The sequence below is a fragment of the Kocuria sp. CPCC 204721 genome (assembly GCF_040980945.1).
In the GTDB taxonomy this organism is placed as follows: Bacteria; Actinomycetota; Actinomycetes; order Actinomycetales; family Micrococcaceae; genus Kocuria; species Kocuria marina.
The window spans coordinates 73,685-91,955 of sequence record NZ_JAVKPO010000009.1; the positions used below are offsets into that span (position 1 = coordinate 73,685).

The window sequence follows — 18,271 nt, forward strand, 5'->3', positions numbered from 1 at the left end:
GCGATGTTGCACTGTCCATTGTGCCCCACTCCTCCCACGTGCTACAGCCGCACGTGATGCGCCGAACACGACGCCGCCCCCGGAATGTTCCGGGGGCGGCGTCGCCATGGTACGGGGCGCGTGAGCGTCAGCGGCGCATGATCCTGCGCGCGAGCCAATTGCCGAAGAACTGCACGAGCTGGACCAGGATGATGATCACGATCACCGCGGCCCACGTGACCTGGTCGTTGAAGCGCTGATAGCCCAGGCGCAACGCGAAGTCACCCAGACCGCCGGCACCGATCGCACCGGCCATCGCGGACATGTCTGTGATGCCGATGACCAGGAACGTGTACCCCAGCACGAGCGGGCCGAGCGCCTCCGGCAGGATCACCGTGGTGATGATCTTCCAGCGTGAGACCCCCATGGACCGCGCGGCCTCGATCACCCCGGGATCCACCGTCATGAGGTTCTGCTCCACGATGCGGGCCACCGCGAACGTAGCGCCGATGGTCATGGTGAAGATCGCGGCGTTGGGGCCCAGGCGCGTGCCCACGACCGATTCCGTGACCTGACCCAGGGCGGCCAGCAGGATGATGAACGGGATGGGACGCACGAAGTTCACCAGGAGGTTCAGCGCGGTGAACAGTGGACCGTTCTCCAGGATGCTGCCCCGCCGGGTCACGTAGAGCCCCATGCCCACGGCCAGGCCGATGAGCCCGGCCAGCACGAGGGTCACGGAGACCATATACAGCGTCTGCCCGGTTGCGTCCAGCAACTGCGGGCCCAGAGCAGACCACTCCATCACTCACTCACCTCCCGCACCGTGGTGACGGCGCGCAGACTCTCGACGGCGCGGTCCACGGACTCGTCCGAACCGGTCAGGGACAGCGTGAGCGTTCCGAAGGACTGTGACTGCAGGATGGAGATCCCCCCGAAGGCGATGTTAAAGCTGACACCGTTACGGGCGGCGTCCGAGAGCACGTCCCCGATCCGGTTCTGGTCGGTGACGTCCACCAGCACGAGCCGCCCGGGGTGTTCCCGGCGCAGCTTCTCGATCTCGTCCGCGCGCGGCACGGTGCGCATGACCGAGGAGACGAACTTGCGCGTGGTCTGCGCCCGCGGGTGGGCGAAGACCTCCGCGGTGGTCCCGGTCTCCACCACACGACCGCTGTCCATCACGGCCACGCGGTCCGCGGTGGCCCGCACCACGTCCATCTCGTGGGTGATCAACACGATGGTGATCCCCAGCTCACGGTTGACGCGCTTGAGCAGACCCAGGACCTCCTGGGTGGTCTCCGGGTCCAACGCCGAGGTGGACTCGTCCGCGAGCAGCAGTTCGGGATTGCTCGCGAGCGCGCGGGCGATCCCCACGCGCTGCTTCTGACCACCCGAGAGCTGCTCGGGGTAGTTCCCGGCGCGCTCGGTCAAGCCCACGAACTCCAACAGTTCCGCGACCCGCGCCTTGCGTTCCTCGGGCTTCCACCCGGCACGCTTGAGCGGGTAATCGATGTTGCCCGCCACTGTGCGTGACGTGAACAGGTTGAACTGCTGGAAGATCATCCCGATCTTGCGGCGGATGGGCGCCAGCTGGGATTCGCTGCGCCCGTCCACACGGTTACCGGCGACCTCGAGCGTCCCGGACGAGATGGGTTCCAGGCCGTTGATCAGCCGCACGAGGGTGGATTTGCCCGCCCCCGAGTAGCCGATCACCGCGAAGATCTCACCGCGGCGGATGTCCAGGTCCACGGAGTCCACCGCGGTCACGGTGCGCGGGCGGCGTTTGGACCCCGTGACGAAGACCTTGCTCACGTCCCGGAAACTGACCAGGGTGTCCGCCGTGGCGGACGGGCTCACTTGGTCTGCTCCTTGAGGTCCTGCGAGTAGCGGGCCAGCAAGTCCTTGAGCTCCTGCTGATCCACCTTGGTGGGCACCGCGGTGCCCTTGGTCTCGGTCTTCTCCGCGTCCTGGACCTTGTCGTCGTAGTAGAAGCTCGCGACCTTCTTCAGGGTCTCGTTGTCCGCGTTCGCCTCGGTCGCGGCGAAGAGGTTGTCGTACACCTTGGCGCTGTCCGCGGTGGGATCGTCCTGAGCCAGCGCGGACTTGGGATCGATGTTCGCGCGGTCCAGGAAGTCGTTGTTGACCACGGAGGCGGCCACGGAGTCCATGGACAGCACGGTCTGCTCGGCGGAGACCGGGCGGACCGTGACCTTGGACTTGGCGGTGTCGATGTCCTGCTCGGTGGGGGCGATCGTGTCCTTGGTGAACTCCACGAGACCCTGCTGGTGCAAGAGGTTCAGGGCGCGGGACAGGTTGATCGAGTCGTTCGGCACGGCGATCTCGTCACCCTGCTTGAAGTCACCCACGGATTTCACGCTCTTGGAGTACAGCCCCAGCGGGAAGATGGACGTGGAGCCCACGGGAGTGATGGTGTCCCCGGCGTTGTTGTTGTAATCGGCGAGGTACGCGATGTGCTGGAACCAGTTCATGTCGATGTCACCGCTCTTCAGAGCGGGGTTCGGCTGGCTGTAGTCACTGAAGTCCACGTACTCGACCGTGATGTCGTTGTCCGCGGCGACCTGCTTCAACGCTTCCTGCACAGGGGTCGAGCCCACGATCCCGACGGTGATCTTGCCGTCCGCGGCCGGGTCCGAGTTTTCGGAGCCGCCGCCGCACGCGGTGAGGGTGAGGCCCAGGGTGGTGGCCAACACGACGGGAATCAAACGCTTGGTTCGCATGATCATGCCTTTCCAGGGGTCTGTGACGGGGACTCGCGGGGCGAACAGTCCCCCCTGGATGAGGGCACAGGGACGGGTACGTGCTGATTTCCGGGGAACCGCACTTGCCGTGATCTGTTGCAACCGCGACCGGATGGTCATCTGGGGCACCCCGCTACGGGAGAGGGTTGCCGTCCGGCCAGCCAGAGCTACGCGCCGGATCTCGTCATCCACCCGGAATTCTAGCATGGCCCTGCCATGGGCCGACGACCGCCGGAAGGGCCCTATGCCATCCCGGCGATACGTTCGTCCGCGCGGGCCCGGGCCCACTCCTCCGCCCCCAGGACGTCCTCAAGGGTGGGCCGCGTGACGCCGTCGTGATCCTCCAGCACACGCTCGACCATGTCCACGATCTGCGTGAAGCCGAGCGCCCCGCGGTGGAACGCGTGCACGGCCTGCTCGTTGGCGGCGTTGAACACCGCGGGCCACGTCCCGCCGCGCGAACCCGCGTGCTTCATGAGCTCCACGGCGGGGAACACCTGCGAATCGAGCGGTTCGAACGTCCACTGTGCGGCCCGGGTCCAGTCGCACCCCGCGGCGGCACCGGTCACGCGGTGGGGCCAGCCGATTCCGAGCGCGATGGGCAGGCGCATGTCCGGCGGGGACGCCTGCGCCAGGGTGGATCCGTCCACGAACTCCACCATGGAGTGCACGACCGATTGCGGATGCACCGTGACGTCGATCCGGTCCAGGGGGACGTCGAACAGTAGGCTCGCCTCGAGCACCTCCAGTGCCTTGTTGACCATGGTCGCGGAGTTCGTGGTGACCATGACCCCCATGTCCCACGTGGGGTGCTGCAGGGCCTGTTCGGGTGTCACGCGCGTGAGCTGCTCGCGCGTCATGCCGCGGAACGGTCCGCCGGACGCCGTGAGCACGAGCCGGCGCACCTCGGAGGCCGTCCCGGAGCGCAGGGCCTGGGCGATCGCCGAGTGTTCGGAGTCCACGGGGATCAGCGCGTCCTCGAGGCCCGTGTCCGCCGCGGCGCGCAACACGAGCGGACCGCCCGCGATCAGGGACTCCTTGTTCGCGAGCGCCACCCGCCGACCCGCTCCCAGCGCCGCCAGGGTGGGTGCGAGCCCGATGCTCCCGGTGATCCCGTTCAGCACGAGGTCCGAACCCTCCCACTGCGCGATCCGGGTTGCAGCGTCCGGCCCGTACAGGACCTCGGGCGCCGCCGACGACGCCGCGCGTGACCGGTCCGCGATCAGCTCACGCAACCGGGCGGCGTCGTCCGCCGTACCGCTCGTGCCCACCGCACGGACGCCGAACGTCACGGCCTGCTGAGCGAGCAGCTCGAGGTGACCCGCGCCCGCGGCGAGCGCCACGACCTCGAAGGGCTCGTGGGTGGCATCCGAGACGGGCCGGCGCAGCCCCGCGGCCTCGGACACGACGTCGAGCGCCTGCGTCCCGATGGATCCCGTGGACCCCAGGATCACGAGGCGCCGGGGGGCCTGCCGGGTGGCGGAGTCGAGATCGGGGGTCATGCCGGTGGAGGAAGTCATGACCCCAGTATCGCGTGAGCGCCGGACCCCGCACGCACGACACCGAGCACACGACTCCGGACGCACGACACGGGAGATACGACAAGGGCGCCACCCGGAGGTGACGCCTTTGTGTGGAAGTCCCGTTCAGGACCCGCGGGTGATTCAGCGACGGCGGCCGACGACGGCGCCGTAGATGAGCAGCACGATGATCGCGCCGATCACGGACGTGATGATCGTGCCGATGCTGAAGCTGTTGATCCCGTCGCTCAGGCCGGGGATGAAGCTACCCAGCCAGCCGCCCAGGAAGGCCCCCACGATGCCGAGGATGATGGTGACGATGATCCCGCCACCCTGCTTGCCCGGAAGGATCAGCTTGGCGAGCGCGCCGGCGATCAGACCGAGGATGATCCAGCTAATGATGCCCATTTCTCCACCTCTGGTTCTCGTTGTGCGCGTTTGCGGTGTTCCGCAACCGCACGTGGTCAGCGAACTGGTTCACAGTGTAGTACCAGACACCAACGCTACACGGGCCGCCGCGTCCGGATGAAACCGGACACGGCGGCCGTGTCAAGGGGCGGTGAACCGGGTCAGTGCGAGACGGCCTTCTCCGCTCCCACTCCCGTGAGGGAACGCACTTCCATCTCGGACTGCTTGCGCGGGTCCTCCGGCCGGCGCTCGCTGAGCGAGCCCAGGAAACCGAGCAGGAAGGACGCCGGGATCGAGATGATGCCGGGGTTGGACAGCGGGTAGAACGCGAAGTCCGCGGTGGGGATCATGGAGGTCTCCGATCCGGACATCACCGGGGAGAAGATAATGAGCACCACGGAGATGATCAGCCCGCCGTACATGGACAATACCGCGCCGCGCGTGGTGAAGCGCTTCCAGTAGAGCGAGTAGAGGATGGTGGGCAGGTTGGCGGAGGCCGCTACCGCGAAGGCGAGGGCCACGAGGAACGCCACGTTTTGACCCTGCGCGCCAATGCCGCCGGCGACCGAGATCAGGCCGATGACCACCACGGTGGTCTTGGCCACGCGCAGTTCCTGACGCGGGTCCGAGGTGCCCTTCTTGATCACGGACGTGTAGATGTCGTGTGCGAATGACGCGGAGGCCGTGATGGCCAGACCGGCGACCACGGCGAGGATCGTGGCGAACGCGACCGCCGCAATCAGACCCATGAGGATGGACCCGCCGAGTTCGTACGCGAGCAACGGAGCCGCCGAGTTCACACCACCAGGCGCGCCCTTGATCCGGTCCGCACCGATCAGCGCGGCCGCACCGAACCCGAGCACCAGGGTGAAGAGGTAGAACAGGCCGATCAGAGTGATCGCCCAAACCACGGACTTGCGGGCCTCCTTGGCGGTGGGCACCGTGTAGAAGCGCATGAGCACGTGCGGCAGGCCGGCGGCACCCAGGACGAGGGCCAGACCCAGCGAGATGAAGTCCAGCTTGGAGATCTCGCTCACGCCGTACTTCAGCCCGGGATCGAGCATCGCGGGGTTGTTGTTCGTCTCCACGGCCGCGCCGAGCATGGTCGAGAAATTGAACCCGAACAAGGCCAGGATCCACACGGTCATCACGGCCACGCCGGATACGAGCAGGCACGCCTTGATGATTTGCACCCATGTGGTGCCCTTCATGCCGCCCACGAGCACGTAGACGATCATGATGACGCCCACGATCACGATCACCAGGGACTGCCCGGCCCGGGAGCCGATCCCCAGCAGCAGGGACACCAGGGCCCCCGCCCCGGCCATTTGCGCCAGGAGGTAGAAGAACGTCACGGCCAGGGTTGAGATGGACGCCGCGACCCGCACGGGCCTCTGCCGCAATCGGAACGACAGCACGTCCGCCATGGTGAACTTGCCGGTGTTGCGCAGCGGCTCGGCGATCAGTAGCAGGGCCACGAGCCACGCGACGAAGAAGCCGATCGAGTACAGGAACCCGTCGTAGCCCTGCAGGGCGATCGCGCCCACGATGCCCAGGAACGACGCCGCGGAGAGGTAGTCACCCGCGATGGCCAGACCGTTCTGGGTCCCGGAGAACGAGCGCCCACCCGCGTAGTAGTCCGCGGCCGTGGCGGTGGACTTGGACGCCCGGATCACGACCACGAGCGTCACGAGCACAAACGCCAGGAAGATCGAGATATTGATCGCGGGGTTGCCCACGGTGGACGTGGCGGCCTCCGCCAGGTGCACCGCGGGTGTCGAGAGGGCGGGGACGGCGATCATGGCCGGGCCTCCTGGTGGTCGCCGTCCCGGTGGCCGGAAGTGGATTCGAGGTCCTCACGCAACGCGGTGGCCTGCGGATCGAGCTTGCGGTTGGCGAAGCTCACGTACGCGGCAGTGATCCCGAATGTGGTGACGAACTGCAACAGACCCAGGATCAGACCCAGGTTGACGTTGCCCACGACCCGCGTGGACATGAAGCCCGGCGCGTAGATGGCGAGGACCACGTAGAGCAGGTACCAGACCAGGAACGCGATGGCCAGGGGGAAGACGAAGGATCGGTGGGTCGAGCGCAGCCGTTGGAACTCGTGCGAACGCTGGACCGCGGGGAAGTCGATGCCCTGGGTTGCCGTGGAACCGTTGGGGTCGACAGGGGGCGTGGACGCCATGTGTGCCTCCTTGTGTGATGATCACCACAGTACGCACTGTGTATCCAATGACACAAGACATGTCCGTCACAACGTCGAAAAACCCCTGAAATCCGCGGTTTGGTTAGCCCACCTTATAATTTTGATCGATCTGTGTATACATTCGGCGTCATGGCGCGCCGCTACGGCCGCATGGCCAGGACAAACTCCACGGCCCGGTCCAGAAACGCGTCCACCTGTTGTTCCTCGTAGCTGCGCTGACCCTGGGCGGATCGAAAGACCGCCGTCCTCACGAGCCGCGGGTCCACCTCGGGTTCACCGCGCAACGCGTCCATGAGCCGGTCGCACAGCACGTCCACGTCCGCCGCCGCGTAACCCAGCGTGCGGTGCGAACTCGGCCGGCGGAAGCGTTCACCGTGCGGGCGGTTGAGCCGCCCCAGCAACAGCCCGGCCAACAGCTCCAGGTGCTCCTCCCAGCGCCGGGCGCCGTGCTCGGCCACGAACGCGGCCTTCTCGCGCGCGAACAGCTCGTCCTCCACGGCGTCCAGGTGGGCGTCCACCGCTCCGGGGTCGTAACCGCCCTTGACGCGGTCGAACACGCGCTCGCGCACCTGCCGGCTGCCCAGCCGACGACGCCGCTGCACCGCCTCCGCGCTCTCGGGTTCACGGTCCGCGTCGGTCGCCCCGGCGGTGTCCGCGGACGCAGCAGAGTCCTCGGCGGTGACGGGGTCCGTGACATCGGCCGGGTCAACGACCGGCTCAGCGACCGTCCCGGGGCCCGCGACCGGGTCCGCGTGGCCACCGGGGGCAGGCGGCGTCGTATGCATGACCGCGGCGAGGCGGTCCAGGAAGTCGTCCACCTGGGCGGGGTCGTAACCCCAGGCCCGCTCGCCGAGGCGATCGAAACGTTGCTGAGTACTCATACCCGCCCTTCCGCGGCCGGGACGCGACCCGCGAGGGGCGGCGTCCGTGCGTCCCGGGCGCACGGGCGGTCGGCCCGCGACCGCGTCACCCCAGGACGGTGAACAGTTCGAAGATCACGTAGCCGGTGATCACGGCGAAGACGATGGAGTCGATGCGATCCATCACTCCGCCGTGACCAGGCAGCAGGGTCCCCATGTCCTTGATCCCGATCTCCCGCTTGATCATGGACTCGGAGAAGTCGCCCACGGTGGCCACGACGACGATCGCGACCGCCAGGACCGCGCCCTGCCACCACGGCATCTCCACGAGGAAGAGCGCGCACAGCACGCCCACGACCACGGCACCGCCCACGGATCCGCCGAAACCCTCCCACGACTTCTTGGGAGAGATCTTGGGTGCCATGGGGTGTTTGCCCCATACGACCCCCACCGCGTAGCCGAAGGTATCGGAGCTGACGGCCAGCAGGATGATCGTGAGGACCTTGTGGGGTCCGTCCGGGGAATGGTAGAGCAGCACCGCCGTACTCAGCAGGAACGAGGCCCACACGAGCGCGAACACCGAGCCCATGATGGACAGCATCATCCCCTGCTTGGGCCCGAAGGCCCGCCACACCACCACGAGTGTCACGGCGAGCACGAGCGCCATGGACAACGCCTCCGCCCCGCCGAAGAACGCCGCGAGCGGCATGAGCACCGCCGCGATCACCGCGGGGACCTGCGGGATCTGCACGCCCTTGTAGGTCAGTGACCGCGCGATCTCCCACACCCCGATACCCGCCGCGGTCCCGGCCAGCAGGGCCAGTACGAGCGGGACGAAGAACAGCCCCGTGACGAGCGCGCCGATGAGCACGACGGCCACGGCCACGGCGGCCGGGAGGTTACGGCCCGCCCGCGAGGGGGCCTTGTGCTCGGTGCTGCGCTGTAAGGGGCGGGTGAGGACCTGCCGCAGCGATCCCGTGGTGACCAGGGGGTCGTGCGCCCGCCCCTGCTCCCCCGCCGGGGCGGGAGACGGCGGGCGGGTGTCGCGGTGCGGGGAGCCGGGGGAATCAGCCGATGCCATCAGGCGCCGAGCAGTTCGGCTTCCTTGTTCTTAAGCAGATCGTCGATCTGGTCGATGTGCTTCTTGGTCGCAGCGTCCAGGTCCTTCTCGCCGCGCTTGCCGTCGTCCTCGCCGACCTCGCCGTCCTTGACGAGCTTCTCGATGGCCTCCTTAGCGTGGCGGCGCACGTTGCGCACGGACACCCGGCCCTCTTCCGCCTTGTTCGAGACGATCTTCACGTACTCCTTGCGGCGCTCCTCGGTGAGCTCGGGCATGACCACGCGAATCACGTTGCCGTCGTTGGCGGGGTTCGCGCCGATGTCCGAGTCCCGCAAGGCCTTCTCGATGTCGTTGAGAGCGCTGCGGTCGTAGGGGGTGATCAGCAGGGTGCGGGCCTCGGGGGTCTGGAACGACGCGAGCTGCTGCAGCGGGGTGGGCGTGCCGTAGTACTCCACGAGCAGGCTCGAGAACAGCGCCGGGTTGGCCCGGCCGGTACGAACCGTGGCGAAGTCCGTCTTGGCGGCGTCCACCGCCTTACCCATCTTGGTCGTGGCATCCGAGAGGACATCTGAAATCACGGGTGTTTCTCCTTATGAGCTGGCCGGCCGGCGGTACTGACGCCGGTGGCGACGGTTCGTTCTCCCCACTCTAACGGGCAGGGGGCGGCTGGTCGCGCGATGCGACGGCCCGCGAGACCTTACGGGGTGACCAGGGTCCCGATCTCCTCGCCCAGCACCGCGCGTGTCACGTTGCCCGCGCCTTCCATGCCGAACACGCGCATGGTCACGTTGTTGTCGCGGCACAGCGCGAACGCGGTCTGGTCCATCACGCGGATGTCGCGCGCGATTGCCTGGTCGTATGTGAGGCTCGCGAGACGCTGCGCGTCCGGGTCCTTACGCGGGTCCGCGGTGTAGACGCCGTCCACACCGTTCTTGGCCATGAGGACCTCGCTCGCGTGCACCTCCAGGGCGCGCTGCGCGGCCACGGTGTCCGTGGAGAAGTAGGGCAGGCCCGCACCCGCACCGAAGATCACCACGCGGTCCTTCTCCATGTGGCGGATCGCGCGGCGGGGGATGTAGGTCTCCGCGACCTGCTCCATCTTGATGGCGGACTGCACGCGCGTGTCCACGCCGCACTGCTCCAGGAAGTCCTGCAGCGCCAGGCAGTTCATCACGGTCCCCAGCATGCCCATGTAGTCGGCGCGCGAACGGTCCATCCCTGCCTGGGAGAGCTCCGCGCCGCGGAAGAAGTTGCCGCCACCGACCACCACGGAGGTCTCCACGCGGCCCACGGTCGCGGCGATCTGCTCGGCGATCTCACGCACCACCGAGGTGTCCACGCCCACGCTGCCGCCACCGAAGACCTCGCCCGAGAGCTTGAGCAGGACCCTGCGACGTGCCGGTTCGGTGCGCCGCAGCTGCCGGTCCCCGCCGAGGGCCTCGTCCTGGGGTTCCGATTCGATGATGCTGGGCATGGATCCTCCCGGGGGGCCGATTCGTGGTCATGAGGCGGCCCGCCCGTGGCAGACCGCCCTCCAGCATACAGAAGCGGCGGGGCACCCCCGGTCCCCCAGTGGTGCCCCGCCGCTTCAGTGCGGGACGCGTGACGGTCTCCCGTCGAGACGTCGCTGTGGGCCTCACGTGCTCGGCGCACGCGGGACCCCGCGAACGGGTGCTCAGGCCCCCACGCGGAACCGCGCGAACGCGGTGGCGGTGGCGCCAGCCTCGGACAGCACCTGGCCCACGGACTTCTTGGCGTCCTTGGCGAAGTCCTGGTCCACGAGCACGACGTCCTTGTAGTAGCCCTTCAGGCGACCCTGGACGATGTTCGGGATGATCTTCTCGGGCTTGCCCTCGTTGCGAGCGGTTTCCTCCGCGACGCGCTTCTCATTCTCCACGGTCTCCGCGGGGACGTCCTCCTCGGAGAGGAAGGACGGGGACATCGCGGCGATGTGCACGGCAACGTCGTGCGCGGCGGTCTCGGCGTCAGCACCGGACACGGCCAGCAGGACACCCACCTGGGCGGGCAGGTCCTTGGAGGTCTTGTGCAGGTACACGGCCACGTGATCACCGGCGACACGGGCCACACGACGCACGACGACCTTCTCGCCCAACAGCGCACCGGTCTCGGTCACGAGATCGGAGATGGTCTTGCCGTCCGCCTGGGCGGCCAGCAGGGACTCGAGGTCCGCGGCGTCGGAGGCCACGGCGGCGTCGAGCACCTTGTTGCCGAACTCCACGAACGGGGCAGACTTGGCCACGAAGTCGGTCTCGGAGTTGACCTCGACCATGTAGCCCACGTTGTTCTCGGTGCGGGCCACAATGATGCCCTCGGCGGTCGAGCGACCCTCGCGCTTGGTCACACCCTTGAGGCCCTTGACGCGGATGATCTCCTGGGCCTTCTGGGCGTCACCGTCGGCCTCGTCCAGGGCCTTCTTGACGTCCAGCATCCCGGCACCCGTGCGCTCGCGCAGGGCCTTGATGTCGGCAGCGGTGTAGTTCGCCATGTGAACTCCTCTGTTGTCGGTTCGTCCGTGCCGGGCGCCTCAGGACGTCCGGCACGGTTCCGGTCACCACGATGGGTCACCGGGAAGAATGGAAGGTGAACTCGCTCACCGGCCTCACTCGGCGGCGGGGGCGTCCTTCTGCTCGGTCTCGGCGGGCTGCTCGGCGGCGGGCGCGGTCTGCTCGGCCGGGGCCGCCTGCTCGGCGGTCTGCTCGTTGTGCTGTTCCAGCAGCTCGCGCTCCCACTCGGCCATGGGCTCCTCGGCGGCGTTGGACTTGCCGTTGTTGCGCTCCATGAGGCCCTCGGCCACGGCGTCGGCGATCACGCGGGTGAGCAGTGAGACGGAGCGGATGGAGTCGTCGTTACCCGGGATCGGGAACGCGACCTCGTCCGGATCGCAGTTGGTGTCGAGGATCGCGACGATCGGCACGCCGAGCTTCTGCGCCTCGTCCACCGCGAGGTGTTCCTTCTTGGTGTCCACGATCCAGACCAGGGACGGGGTCTTGGTGAGGTTGCGGATGCCGCCGAGCGTGCGCTCCAGCTTCTCCTTCTCGCGGCGCAGCAGCAGCAATTCCTTCTTGGTGTACTGCGAGCCCGCGACGTCGTCGAAGTCGACCTCTTCCAGTTCCTTCATGCGGTCGATCCGCTTGGAGACCGTCTGGAAGTTGGTGAGCATGCCACCGAGCCAACGGTGGTTCACGTAGGGCATGCCCACGCGGGTCGCCTGCTCGGCGATCGCTTCCTGCGCCTGCTTCTTGGTGCCGACGAAGAGGATGGTTCCGCCGTGGGCCACGGTCGACTTGACGGCCTCGTAGGCCTTGTCGATGAAGCCCAGCGACTGCTGCAGGTCGATGATGTAGATGCCGTTGCGCTCGGTGAAGATGAAGCGCTTCATCTTCGGGTTCCAGCGACGGGTCTGGTGGCCGAAGTGGACGCCGTTGTCGAGCATCTGGCGCATGGTAACGACAGGCATGTCGTCTCCTCATGAATAATGGACGGCCTGCGGGCCGTCTCGGTGTTTACGGTTGTCGACCGGCCGTGCCGGTCCCTGGCGCGATTCGTGAGTCCTACTCGTGGAGCAGGCTCCCGTGGTTCCATACCGCGACCACCCGGTAACCGGGGCCTCGGACCGAGGACCACGCACCCGGGCGGACCATGTCCGCCGTGGGTTCCCTCGCGCGCGAAGTCAGCCATCCCGCATTGGCGCGCACCCGCGAGCGGGCACGGTGAACCAATGGCAGAGTGACTGCACCCTGTAGGATACAGCATCGCGCGGCGTCCTCGCTCCACATCGGAGCGCCTCCCCGCCCCTTCGGACCGGGCTGCCGCACGCTGTCGTCATGTGTTCCTCCGGTCACGACGACGCCGCCCCACCCATTCCTCCTCGCCCACCCGTTCCAACGGTCCCACCCATTCCCGTGCACCCGCCGTTTCCCGCACGCCCGCCCGGACGGTCCCCGCACCACGCCGTGTACTGCGCTGTGATGGCCGCGGTCCTCGCGCTTGGCTCGCTGCTGGCCCACCCCGCGGCGTGGGCCTCTCCCGGCTGGGCCTGGCCCGTGTCCCCGCGCCCGTCGGTGAGCCGGCATTTCGAGGCTCCCGCACAGAAGTGGCTGCCCGGCCACCGGGGTGTGGATCTACACGCTCCCCCGGGCACACCGATACGTGCACCGCAGGACGGGGTCGTGAGTTTCGTGGGTGTCGTCGTGGACCGGGAGGTCCTCACGGTGGAGCATGGCGAGGGGCACAAGTCCTCATTCGAGCCGGTGTCCTCGTCCGTGCGAGTGGGTGACCGGGTGACCCGGGGACAGGTGATCGCCAACGTGGCCACTCCCGGCCACGGCCCGGGCGGGGATGCGGTGCACTGGGGTGTGCGGGAGAACGGGGAGTACGTGAACCCGTTGCAATTCGTGGCGGACCTGCGGCCGTCGGTGTTGTTGCCGGTCCCCGGTGAGTGAGACCACAGTGAGCCAGCGTGGCATGTTTTGTAGGGCGGGTGGGGCTTGAACCCACGACCAAAGGATTATGAGTCCTCTGCTCTGACCAGCTGAGCTACCGCCCCCTGTGCGACCGCGAACGGATGTCGAGGTCGCCGCCCTACGCTACCGCATGCGCGGCGCCGCAGGGACCGTCACGCCTCCCCGCCGGTGTAGAGCCGCTCGAAGGTATCCAGTGTCTTGGCGAAGGAGTGGCGGGACACCATGTCCCGGCTGCGCTCGCCCATGGCCCGCCGCTGTTCGGGCGGGGCATCGAGGACCAGTTGCAGCTTGGTCGCGAGGTCCCCGGAATTGCCCGGGGAGAAGAGGTACCCGTTGCGCCCCTCGTCCGCGAGGTGGGGCAGCGCGCGGGCGTTGGCGAGCACCACGGGGGTCGAGGCGCTCATGGCCTCGAGCGTCACGAGGGACTGCAGTTCCGCTGTCCCGGGCTGGCAGAACACGTCCGCGCGGAGGTAGGCCGTGCGTAGCTGCTCGTCCGTGAGGAACCCCAGGAAGTGGACCCGGTCCGCGACACCGTGTTCGTGTGCGAGTTTCACGAGCCGGTCCAGCTGTTCCCCCTCCCCCACGATCTCGGCGTGGACGTTCTTCTCCCGCGGGATCAGGGCCACGGCCTCGATGAGTTCGTCCACGTTCTTCTCCACGGCCAGGCGTCCGCAGAACAGTACGATCGGGTGGTCCGGGTGCTCGATCTGCTCCCCCGCGGCGGCTTCGTAGTCACCGACCTGGATCCCGTTGGACACCGCGATCGCCCGATCGGGGACACCGTTGTCGACCATGGTGCGCACCGCGAGCGGCGTGGGTGCGGTGATGACGTCGCAGCGGCCGTACACGCGGGCGATGTCCCACCACGAGACCTTGCGGTAGCCGCGCACGAACCACTGCGGGAACGGCAGGAACGGCTCGATGTTCTCGGGGATGAAGTGATTGGTCCCCACGACCCGGACACCACGGCGCACGGCCTCACGGACCACGAGTCGGCCCAGGATGTAGTGGCACTGGACGTGGACCACGTCCGGGCGGACGTCGTCGAACAACCGCGCGACCTCCCGCACGATCTCCCACGGGAAGCACAACCGGAAGTAGGGGTGGGTGAACGCGTGGTGGGAGCGGAATCGGTGCTCGGTCACCCCGGCGTCGTCCATGATCCGGGAGGGGCCGCTCGTGGGCATGGGTGCTGCGACGTGGACCTCGTGACCCCGCTCCAGCATGCCGCGCGCGAGGCGGCGGGCGAACTGCGCGGAACCGTTGATGTCGGGCGGATAGGTCTCAGCGGTGATCAGTATTCTCAAGGCCTTGTGTTCCGTAGGGGGATCAGCGATCGGTGGCGCGTTCGGTTCGTCGGGGTGGCGCCGTGTCCGCAACCGCCCCGCTGGTCACCGCGTCCTGCTGGGCGCGTGCGGCCGCCCGGCGTTGCAGGACCTCGGGGTGGTGTCGCGAGAGCACGACCACGCCGACTATAGCAACGAGACCCGCGAGCCCCATGGCCGTGCCGAGTGCCCCGGTGAAGGAGTCACCGGCCTCTCCCAGGACCACGAGACCCAGGGCCACACCCACCATGGGGTCCACCACGGTGAGCCCGGCGATCACGAGATCCGGTGGTCCGCACGAGTACGCGCACTGCACCATCCACCCGCCCAGCGCGGCGGCGACCACGATCATGAGCACGCTGGTCCACCGGATGTCCGCGAACCCGCTGGACGTGATGGTGGTGGCGGTCAACCGGACGAGCACGGCCACGAAGCCGTAGAGGAGCCCCGCTCCCAAGACGTAGAACATGCTGATCCGGTGCCGGCGCACGAATAGCTCGCACACACCGATGAGCACCACGAGGCCCACGAGCAGGGCGACCACCGTGTTCTCGGCACGCGTTCCGGGTACGTGGGTGGGATCCGTCCCGATCACGGCGCACACCACGAACGTGGCTCCACCCACGCTGCACAGGGCTACGGCGAGCCACGTGCGACGGTTGATGATCAGGTGGCGGTGCCGGGCGTGCAACAGCGTGGTGATGACGAGTGCGATCACCCCGATGGGCTGCACCACGGTCACGGTCGCAAGCGAGAGCGCCGCGACGTTCAGCACCGTTCCGAGGCCCAGCAGCGCGAGTCCGCTGAGCCAGCGTAGATTGCGCACGAGGGGCCACAGCCCCCGCGGCGTCAACGGTCCCTCGGTGTGCCCGGTGACCGCCACGGATTGCGTCTGCGTACCGAGCGCGAGGCACACCGCCGAGCTCAGTGCCAGAGCCACCGCGATCCACTGCATCACCGATTCATCACGTCCTCCGTCACGGTCTCATCGTAGAGCTCGGGGGCGCGGCGGGCCTGGGAGTTCACCGCATGTTCGCACCGGGGCACGAGGGATCCCATACCGCCGGATGAGACGCACCGGAGCCGGAGGAGTCGCGCACCCGAGTACGCCCCCGGACACAATGGAGGCCGGGTCGCGACGATGGCGACCCGGCCTCCGGCACGGCTGGCGACTCACGCGAGCCGCGCACCCGATTACTTCTTGAGCAGCTTGCGCAGGAACACCAGGAACGCGGACCCGGCGGCCACAGCGACCGCGAGGGGCTGCCAGCGCTCGCTCAGGACGTCCTGGGCGGACGTGGAACCGGCGGGACGGACCCCCTGGGAGCCCCCCTTGGACGCAAAGGTCTGCTTGACCGACTCCTGGGTCTGGGTGAACGTGCGCTGAGTGCGGTCCACGAAGCCCTGCGTGGCGGCCTGGACGGAATCGGCGCGGTTCTGGGCGTCGTCGCGCAAGCTCTTGAGGTGCTCGCGGCGCAGCTTGAGGCGGTGGCGCAACTGCTCCTCGGTGGGCTTGACGGGCTTGACCTGGTTGAGGTCGTTGGCCGCCTCCTCCTTCTCCCGCTGCTTCTTCTGTTCGGCCTCGTTCACCTCACGCTGGACACGGCCCTCGTTGTACGCGGAGCCCTCCTTGACCACACCGACGTCGTAGCGCAGCCCGAAGAGGGCCTTCTCGGGCATGAGCGGCAACGCGCTCTTGATCTTGGCGACCCCGATCAGCGCGAGCACGGCCAGGATGATGAGGAACAGCAGCGCGAGCAACAGCGCGGCCAGCCACGCGGGCATCACGTGGGATAGGCCCGCGATGGCGGCACCGATCAGGGCGATGACGGCGAGCCCCAGGAACACGAGACCGACCACCGCGAGCGCGGCGCCCACGCCCACCTTGATGCCCTTCTCCTTGAGCTCCAGGAACGCGAGCTGGGCCTCATCTTTGAGCTGCTTGGGGAGCAATCGGGTGAAGACCTTGACGACGTCCATGATGGACGCGGCACCCGGCTTCGTGGTGGTGCGAGTTCTTGCCCCGGACGTGTGTCCTGTGTGGCCGGATGAATGCCCGGTGCTGCCGGACGAGTGACCGCTGTTGGGGTCCACTGCATGGCTCATGCCGCCTCCGATGAGTACGTGGTGGTGCTGAACGGTTGATCTGATTTCAAAATACCATTCGGCCGCGCGCCCAGCGGGCAGGGACGGGCGCGACACCTCGGGCGTGACGGGGCTCGGACCAGGTCAACCACCGGGGGCTGTGGAAAACTGAAATCGTTCATTGAACGCAGATTCCTCCACATAAGTCAACATTGTGAGCTATTCAAAATCACGCATGATTCACTAAAGATCTTATTGTTGGGTGATTTCTTCGACAGGGTTCACGGCCCCGCAGATCGAGGCTCCCGCGTCCGACGTCATCGACTGGCGCCGCCACATCCACGCCCACCCGGAGCTGTCCTACAAGGAGCACGCGACATCCGACTTCGTGGGGGAGAAACTCACGAGCTTTGGCCTCTCCCCCGAGTCCCCCACCGAGACCTCGGTGACGGTACTGATCCGGGCCAGGGTTCCCACGCTTCCATGCCGCAGAACTGTGCGGACCCGGTGCTGGTCGCCGCGCAGATCACGGTCGCGCTGAACACGATCGTCTCCCGCAGCGTGGCCCCCGACCACACGAACGTGGTCAACGTGGGCATGATCTGGGCGGGCGGAGCCCCCGACGTCATCCCGGACACCGCCCGGATCGGCGTATCCATGCGTACGGTCGCGGACGAGGACTGGGAGGTCCTCGGGTCCCGCGCGACCGACATCGTGGAGGAAACGTGCGCCGCCTACGGTGCCACGGCCACGTTCGAATGGGCGGACGGCTACCCCGTGATCGTCAACGACGACGACGTCGCGCAGATCGGCTACGACGCCGCGGTGTAGGCCCTGGGCGAGGACAAAGTCTCCTGGGGCCCGGGCACGTCCGCCTCCGACGACTTCCGCCGGGATCGGCATGATCCTGGTGTACGGGGTCCTCTCCCCGTTCGTGGTCGTGCGCGACTTCCGGTGGATGTACTTCCTGCTGGCCGTCCTGCTCGTGGTCGCCACGCTCATGTTCGTCACATTCGTCCCGGCGGCGCCGGAGCTGCCGGGCGACGGTGCGGCGTCGTCCTCTGCCGCGGCAGGCACCGAGGAGGGTGCCAACTCGAGTGCGAAGAAGGACGTCTCGATCCTCGACGCCTGGAAGAATCGCAACTCCCTGGTGCTGGGGCTGTGCCTGCTGCTCAACAACCTGGTGGGCGTGGGGCTGCTGACGTGGCTCGCCACGATGTACTCGCAACAGTTCTGGATCACCCCTGCCGGGTGGCAGTACATGGTCGTGATGCTCGGTTACGGGCTCTCGGTGTGGATCGCCACCTCCATCGGGCCCGGCGTAGTGAAGAAGTGGTTCGAGAACAACGAGAAGGTGTTCATGCTGATCATGTCCGTGATCGGCGCGGAGCTCATGATCGTGGCCGTGATCATCCCCAATCTGTGAGGCTCCGCGTTCGCGGCCATCAACACCGGGGCGTTCGTGGGCGGCATGACGCAGGGCGCGCTGATCGGCGCCGTCGTGGACGCCGGGGGGGTGCTTCTATGGTTTTCGTCAAGCGGCTAGAGCCACCGCGGGTGGGGTGGGTTCGGTGTAGAAGGT

At 67.6% G+C, this 18,271-nt stretch carries 19 protein-coding genes, 1 tRNA gene and 1 riboswitch; of the genes, 3 read left to right on the plus strand and 17 right to left on the minus strand.

Annotated features, from left to right (window positions below; genetic code table 11):
• Positions 1 to 127: 127 nt before the first annotated feature.
• The 13 genes from RF637_RS09645 to rpsB form a co-directional block, all read right to left on the minus strand.
• Positions 128 to 784, minus strand: coding sequence for a methionine ABC transporter permease (locus RF637_RS09645; RefSeq protein ID WP_035963525.1), 657 nt, complete (start codon positions 782 to 784; stop codon positions 128 to 130).
• Positions 784 to 1,836: a methionine ABC transporter ATP-binding protein gene (locus RF637_RS09650; RefSeq protein ID WP_085106665.1), complete on the minus strand. Its 1,053-nt coding sequence runs from the start codon at positions 1,834 to 1,836 to the stop codon at positions 784 to 786. The genes RF637_RS09645 and RF637_RS09650 overlap by 1 nt, the downstream gene beginning before the upstream one ends.
• Positions 1,833 to 2,717 carry a MetQ/NlpA family ABC transporter substrate-binding protein gene (locus tag RF637_RS09655; protein ID WP_167318668.1) on the minus strand — a complete coding sequence of 295 codons (885 nt, stop codon included), beginning with the start codon at positions 2,715 to 2,717 and terminating at the stop codon, positions 1,833 to 1,835. The genes RF637_RS09650 and RF637_RS09655 overlap by 4 nt, the downstream gene beginning before the upstream one ends.
• A 95-nt stretch (positions 2,718 to 2,812) precedes the next feature.
• Positions 2,813 to 2,927: riboswitch (SAM riboswitch) on the minus strand.
• A 53-nt stretch (positions 2,928 to 2,980) separates the two neighbouring features.
• Positions 2,981 to 4,240: a 1-deoxy-D-xylulose-5-phosphate reductoisomerase gene (gene dxr, locus RF637_RS09660; protein ID WP_167319175.1), complete on the minus strand. Its 1,260-nt coding sequence runs from the start codon at positions 4,238 to 4,240 to the stop codon at positions 2,981 to 2,983.
• A 162-nt stretch (positions 4,241 to 4,402) separates the two neighbouring features.
• Positions 4,403 to 4,666 (minus strand): GlsB/YeaQ/YmgE family stress response membrane protein, encoded by a 264-nt coding sequence (locus RF637_RS09665; RefSeq protein ID WP_035963529.1) that lies wholly within the window; start codon positions 4,664 to 4,666, stop codon positions 4,403 to 4,405.
• A gap of 161 nt (positions 4,667 to 4,827) precedes the next feature.
• Positions 4,828 to 6,468 carry a cation acetate symporter gene (locus RF637_RS09670; protein ID WP_368844716.1) on the minus strand — a complete coding sequence of 547 codons (1,641 nt, stop codon included), beginning with the start codon at positions 6,466 to 6,468 and terminating at the stop codon, positions 4,828 to 4,830.
• Positions 6,465 to 6,854, minus strand: coding sequence for a DUF485 domain-containing protein (locus RF637_RS09675; protein ID WP_368844718.1), 390 nt, complete (start codon positions 6,852 to 6,854; stop codon positions 6,465 to 6,467). The genes RF637_RS09670 and RF637_RS09675 overlap by 4 nt, the downstream gene beginning before the upstream one ends.
• 161 nt (positions 6,855 to 7,015) lie before the next feature.
• A complete protein-coding gene (locus RF637_RS09680) occupies positions 7,016 to 7,756 on the minus strand; it encodes a DivIVA domain-containing protein (protein ID WP_368835881.1) in 741 nt (246 codons plus the stop codon).
• Between the two features lie 85 nt (positions 7,757 to 7,841).
• Entirely contained in the window at positions 7,842 to 8,816 is a 975-nt protein-coding gene (locus RF637_RS09685; RefSeq protein WP_368835880.1) for a phosphatidate cytidylyltransferase, read from the minus strand.
• Entirely contained in the window at positions 8,816 to 9,373 is a 558-nt protein-coding gene (frr, locus tag RF637_RS09690; protein ID WP_368835879.1) for a ribosome recycling factor, read from the minus strand. The genes RF637_RS09685 and frr overlap by 1 nt, the downstream gene beginning before the upstream one ends.
• Positions 9,374 to 9,492: 119 nt before the next feature.
• Complete coding sequence (gene pyrH, locus RF637_RS09695) at positions 9,493 to 10,269, minus strand: UMP kinase (RefSeq protein WP_064845980.1); 777 nt, start codon at positions 10,267 to 10,269, stop codon at positions 9,493 to 9,495.
• 201 nt (positions 10,270 to 10,470) lie between these two features.
• Positions 10,471 to 11,301 (minus strand): translation elongation factor Ts, encoded by an 831-nt coding sequence (gene tsf / locus RF637_RS09700; protein WP_064846724.1) that lies wholly within the window; start codon positions 11,299 to 11,301, stop codon positions 10,471 to 10,473.
• Positions 11,302 to 11,415: 114 nt separating this feature from the next.
• Entirely contained in the window at positions 11,416 to 12,273 is an 858-nt protein-coding gene (gene rpsB / locus RF637_RS09705; protein ID WP_368844719.1) for a 30S ribosomal protein S2, read from the minus strand.
• Positions 12,274 to 12,784: 511 nt separating this feature from the next.
• Here rpsB and RF637_RS09710 point away from each other — a divergent pair.
• Positions 12,785 to 13,258 carry a M23 family metallopeptidase gene (locus RF637_RS09710; protein ID WP_368835876.1) on the plus strand — a complete coding sequence of 158 codons (474 nt, stop codon included), beginning with the start codon at positions 12,785 to 12,787 and terminating at the stop codon, positions 13,256 to 13,258.
• 30 nt (positions 13,259 to 13,288) lie between these two features.
• On the opposite strand, the gene RF637_RS09715 is transcribed toward RF637_RS09710, so the two are convergent.
• From RF637_RS09715 to RF637_RS09730, 4 genes are all read right to left on the minus strand, one after another.
• Positions 13,289 to 13,362: transfer RNA gene (locus tag RF637_RS09715), tRNA-Ile, on the minus strand.
• Positions 13,363 to 13,431: 69 nt separating this feature from the next.
• Positions 13,432 to 14,586 (minus strand): glycosyltransferase, encoded by a 1,155-nt coding sequence (locus RF637_RS09720; RefSeq protein WP_368844720.1) that lies wholly within the window; start codon positions 14,584 to 14,586, stop codon positions 13,432 to 13,434.
• Positions 14,587 to 14,608: 22 nt separating this feature from the next.
• Positions 14,609 to 15,559: a DMT family transporter gene (locus RF637_RS09725; RefSeq protein ID WP_368844721.1), complete on the minus strand. Its 951-nt coding sequence runs from the start codon at positions 15,557 to 15,559 to the stop codon at positions 14,609 to 14,611.
• 239 nt (positions 15,560 to 15,798) lie between these two features.
• Positions 15,799 to 16,710 carry a phage holin family protein gene (locus tag RF637_RS09730; RefSeq protein ID WP_368844722.1) on the minus strand — a complete coding sequence of 304 codons (912 nt, stop codon included), beginning with the start codon at positions 16,708 to 16,710 and terminating at the stop codon, positions 15,799 to 15,801.
• 462 nt (positions 16,711 to 17,172) lie between these two features.
• Between RF637_RS09730 and RF637_RS09735 the strand changes: the two genes are divergently transcribed.
• The gene (locus RF637_RS09735; protein ID WP_368844723.1) at positions 17,173 to 17,520 is read left to right on the plus strand and encodes a peptidase dimerization domain-containing protein; all 348 of its coding nucleotides are present in this window, start codon (positions 17,173 to 17,175) and stop codon (positions 17,518 to 17,520) included.
• A 70-nt stretch (positions 17,521 to 17,590) separates the two neighbouring features.
• A complete protein-coding gene (locus tag RF637_RS09740; RefSeq protein WP_368844724.1) occupies positions 17,591 to 18,115 on the plus strand; it encodes a hypothetical protein in 525 nt (174 codons plus the stop codon).
• The last annotated feature ends 156 nt before the right edge of the window (positions 18,116 to 18,271 follow it).